At 59.2% G+C, this 3,046-nt stretch carries 3 protein-coding genes; 2 read left to right on the top strand and 1 reads right to left on the bottom strand.

Annotated features, from left to right (window positions below; all coding sequences use genetic code 11):
* Nucleotides 1-263: 263 nt before the first annotated feature.
* Nucleotides 264-1,301 (bottom strand): rod shape-determining protein MreB, encoded by a 1,038-nt coding sequence (gene mreB, locus AAAB16_RS08825; RefSeq protein WP_108096189.1) that lies wholly within the window; start codon nt 1,299-1,301, stop codon nt 264-266.
* A 225-nt stretch (nt 1,302-1,526) separates the two neighbouring features.
* Between mreB and gatC the strand changes: the two genes are divergently transcribed.
* Complete coding sequence (gene gatC, locus AAAB16_RS08820; RefSeq protein ID WP_340662997.1) at nt 1,527-1,814, top strand: Asp-tRNA(Asn)/Glu-tRNA(Gln) amidotransferase subunit GatC; 288 nt, start codon at nt 1,527-1,529, stop codon at nt 1,812-1,814.
* A gap of 10 nt (nt 1,815-1,824) precedes the next feature.
* Nucleotides 1,825-3,046 (top strand): Asp-tRNA(Asn)/Glu-tRNA(Gln) amidotransferase subunit GatA (gatA, locus tag AAAB16_RS08815; RefSeq protein ID WP_340662996.1); only part of this gene is annotated, 1,222 nt, incomplete at its 3' end.

The following is a 3,046-nucleotide window of genomic DNA, read 5'->3' as shown; positions in this document are numbered from 1 at the left end:
TGTTCATACGGTTCGCATCGCTGGCTGGTGGGCTTAGAGTCTGAGGGCGCAGTGTAACCGGCGTAAATGCAATGAGCCCACCGGAGTGGGCCCAACGACAACTGCGCTTTTCTAAATGGTCAGGCCGTTTGAAAACGTAGCGAGCGGAGCTTAGGCGAGGCAGAACAGTGAAAAAGCGGCGTTGGCTGTAGCCAATGAGCATTTTGAAACTGTTTTTAACGCGGCATAACCGAGCGCAGTAGTTTTCCCATGGCCTGGAACATTTATTCGCTAGACAGCAGATCCATGGTGTGACGATCCATCATTTCCAGAGCCTTACCGCCGCCACGGGCAACGCAAGTCAGTGGATCTTCAGCAACGATCACCGGTAGGCCAGTTTCCTGGGCCAGCAGTTTGTCGAGGTCACGCAGCAAAGCGCCACCACCGGTGAGCACCAAACCACGCTCGGCGATGTCGGAAGCCAGTTCCGGCGGCGATTGTTCCAGGGCACTTTTCACCGCTTGCACGATGGTGGCCAGGGACTCTTGCAGCGCTTCGAGCACTTCGTTGGAGTTCAGGGTAAAGCTGCGCGGTACGCCTTCAGCCAGGTTACGGCCACGTACGTCTACTTCACGCAGTTCGCCACCCGCGTACGCGGTGCCGATTTCCTGCTTGATGCGTTCAGCGGTGGATTCACCGATCAGGCTGCCGTAGTTACGGCGCACGTAGGTAATGATCGCTTCGTCGAAGCGGTCGCCGCCCACACGCACGGATTCGGCATAGACCACACCGTTCAAGGAGATCAGGGCGATTTCAGTGGTACCACCACCGATGTCGACCACCATCGAACCGCGTGCTTCTTCTACCGGCAGGCCGGCACCGATGGCAGCAGCCATTGGCTCTTCGATAAGGAACACTTCGCGGGCACCAGCACCCAGGGCCGACTCACGAATGGCACGACGTTCAACTTGAGTGGATTTGCACGGTACGCAGATCAATACGCGAGGGCTGGGCTGCAGAAAGCTGTTTTCGTGCACTTTGTTAATGAAGTACTGCAGCATTTTTTCGCAGACGCTGAAGTCTGCGATAACGCCGTCTTTCATTGGACGAATAGCGGCGATGTTGCCGGGCGTACGGCCAAGCATACGCTTGGCTTCGGTTCCGACCGCGACGACACTCTTCTGGTTGCCGTGGGTACGGATGGCGACCACGGATGGCTCGTTCAGCACGATGCCGCGTTCGCGAACATAAATCAGGGTATTGGCAGTGCCCAGGTCGATCGAAAGATCACTGGAAAACATGCCACGCAGTTTCTTAAACATGGGATAGGGACCCTAGGCAACGCGTGGGTAAAAAAGTGCGGCAAACTCTAACAACGACGGGGATTTTGGGCAAGGCGCCAATATGTTAAATTGCCGCCTTTTCCCGGCATTAGCGCCGACTTGGCGTGTTATGACCGCGCGCTGATGTTATCTGTTCCGTACGACATTCCCTACGGACTTCTACTCGCCTCTCGCAGGCCGTTCTATTTAATTGGAGAACACCCGATGGCGCTTGAACGCTCCGAGGTGGAGAAAATCGCTCATTTGGCCCGACTGGGTCTGAACGACGCCGATATCCCCCGCACCACTGAAACACTCAATAACATTCTCGGCCTGGTCGACCTGATGCAGGCGGTGGACACCACCGGCATCGAGCCCCTGGCCCACCCGCTGGAAGCGACCCAGCGCCTGCGCGAAGACAAAGTCACCGAACAGAACCAGCGCGATGTCTACCAAGCCATCGCCCCCGCCGTGCAAGACGGCCTGTACCTGGTTCCCAAGGTTATTGAGTAAGGATGTGGACATGCACCAACTGACCCTGGCCGAGATTGCCCAAGGCCTTGCGGCCAAGAAATTCTCCTCTGAAGAGCTGACCCGCAGTTTGCTGGCGCGTATCGCCCAACTGGACCCACAGCTCAACAGCTTTATCACCGTTACTGAAGACAACGCGCTGCAACAAGCCAAAGCCGCCGACGCCCGCCGCGCTGCTGGCGAGACCGGCGCACTGCTCGGCGCGCCGCTGGCACATAAAGACTTGTTCTGCACCCAAGGTGTACGCACCAGTTGCGGCTCGAAGATGCTCGACAACTTCACCGCGCCCTACGATGCCACCGTGGTCGCCAAGCTGGCCGCCGCCGGCGCTGTGAGCCTGGGCAAAACCAACATGGACGAATTCGCCATGGGTTCGGCCAACGAATCGAGCCACTACGGCGCAGTAAAAAACCCGTGGAATCTCGAGCACGTTCCGGGCGGCTCGTCCGGCGGTTCCGCTGCTGCGGTAGCCGCGCGCCTGCTGCCAGTGGCCACCGGCACCGACACCGGCGGCTCGATTCGCCAGCCCGCCGCGCTGACCAACCTCACCGGCCTCAAGCCCACTTACGGCCGCGTTTCGCGCTGGGGCATGATCGCCTACGCCTCGAGCCTTGATCAGGCTGGCCCCTTGGCGCGCACCGCCGAAGACTGCGCCCTGCTGTTGCAAGGCATGGCCGGCTTCGATGGCAAAGATTCCACCAGCGTTGATGAGCCAGTGCCGGATTACTCCGCCACCCTCAACAACTCGATCAAGGGCCTGCGCATTGGCTTGCCGAAGGAATACTTCAGCGCCGGTCTCGACCCTCGCATTGCCGAGCTGATCCAGGCCAGCGTTAAAGAGCTGGAAAAGCTCGGCGCCGTGGTGAAGGAAATCAGCCTGCCGAACATGCAGCACGCCATCCCGGCGTACTACGTGATCGCTCCAGCAGAAGCTTCTTCCAACCTGTCGCGGTTTGACGGCGTGCGCTTCGGCTACCGCTGCGAAAACCCCAAAGACCTCACCGACCTCTACAAGCGTTCGCGCGCCGAAGGCTTCGGCCCGGAAGTGCAGCGGCGCATTATGGTTGGCGCCTACGCGTTGTCGGCCGGTTACTACGACGCCTACTACCTGCAAGCGCAAAAGATCCGCCGTCTGATCAAAAACGACTTTATGGCCGCGTTCGAAGACGTCGATCTGATCCTTGGCCCAACCACGCCCAACCCGGCCTGGAAGA

This window comes from Pseudomonas sp., from assembly GCF_037994325.1.
GTDB lineage: Bacteria > Pseudomonadota > Gammaproteobacteria > Pseudomonadales > Pseudomonadaceae > Aquipseudomonas.
The sequence above is the reverse complement of the archived record's forward strand: the minus strand, read 5'-3'. Positions and strand labels throughout refer to the sequence as shown.

Coding starts and splice junctions, on each gene's coding strand:
- mreB (WP_108096189.1), bottom strand. CDS start 1,301: ATGTTTAAGAAACTGCGTGGCATGTTTTCCAGTGATCTTTCGATCGAC.
- gatC (WP_340662997.1), top strand. CDS start 1,527: ATGGCGCTTGAACGCTCCGAGGTGGAGAAAATCGCTCATTTGGCCCGA.